The sequence below is a fragment of the Streptomyces sp. NPDC051172 genome (assembly GCF_040682555.1).
GTDB lineage: Bacteria > Actinomycetota > Actinomycetes > Streptomycetales > Streptomycetaceae > Streptomyces.
The window spans coordinates 1-1,135 of record NZ_JBFBBE010000425.1 but is presented as its reverse complement, the minus strand read 5'-3'; the positions used below and the strand labels follow the sequence as shown (position 1 = coordinate 1,135).

The window sequence follows — 1,135 nt, the reverse complement described above, 5'->3', positions numbered from 1 at the left end:
CTAGTGAGCCGGTCTTGAGGTCTCGCTTCGCCACGTGAGCTGTGTTCTGTTTCGGATCATGGCTGTGCTGGTGACAGCGGTGCTGTTCTTCGGTGTGCTGGCGGTATGGGGGACAACAGGCTGGAGCCGCTGGTGTTATCCGAGGCCGAGCAGCTGACGTTGGAGGGCTGGGCGAAACGCCGGACGACTGCTCAGGGCCTGGCGAAACGAGCGCGGATCGTTTTGATGTGCGCCCGGGGTCTGAGCAATACCGCGGTAGCTGCGCGGCTGGACACCGACCGCGGGACCGTTGCCCGGTGGCGGAGGAGATTCCTGCAAGACCGGCTCGAGGGGCTGTCCGACGAGCCGCGCCCCGGGGTACCCCGCACCATCACCGACGCCCAGGTGGAGGAGGTGGTGGTGCGCACCCTGGAAGAGGTCCCCGAGGGCGCCACGCACTGGTCGAAGCGGGAGCTGGCGAAGCGGGTGGGGATCTCACCGACGAGCGTGCTGCGGATCTGGCGGGCCTTCGGCCTCCAGCCCTGGCGGACCGAGGATTTCAAGATCTCCCCGGACCCCTTGCTGATCGACAAGATCCGCGACGTGGTCGGGCTCTACCTGGCTCCGCCGGCGAACGCGGCGGTCTTCGCGGTGGACGAGAAGCCGCAGATCCAGGCCCTTGAGCGGACCGCTCCGGTGCTGCCGATGATCCCGGGCACTCCCGAGCGCCGCAGCTTCGACTACGTCCGGCACGGCACCGTGGACCTCTTCGCCGCCCTGAACACCGCCACCGGAAAGGTGATCGGCAAGCTGTCCGCACAGCACCGGGCGGTGGACTTCCGTGACTTCCTCGATGAGATCGACCGCCAGACCGATCCTGGCCTGGCGGTCCACGTGATCTGCGACAACCTCTCCGCCCACAAGGCGCCGGTCGTGCACAACTGGCTTCTCGCCCATCCCCGGTTCCAGCTGCACTTCACCCCGACCTACTCGTCCTGGATCAACCAGGTCGAGCGGTGGTTCGCCGAGCTGGAACGACGCTGCCTGGAGCGCGGCGTGTTCTGCTCACTCGACGAGCTCAAGACCGCGCTCGAGGACTGGATCGAGACCTGGAACGAGCAGGCCCGCCCCTTCAGATGGACCAAGACCGCGGACC

1 protein-coding gene is annotated in these 1,135 nt (G+C 67.1%); it reads left to right on the top strand.

The annotated features are described in order from the left end of the window. Nucleotides 1-105: 105 nt before the first annotated feature. On the top strand, nucleotides 106-1,135 hold a 1,030-nt coding region (locus AB0N07_RS51650; RefSeq protein WP_365848012.1), incomplete at its 3' end, for an IS630 family transposase.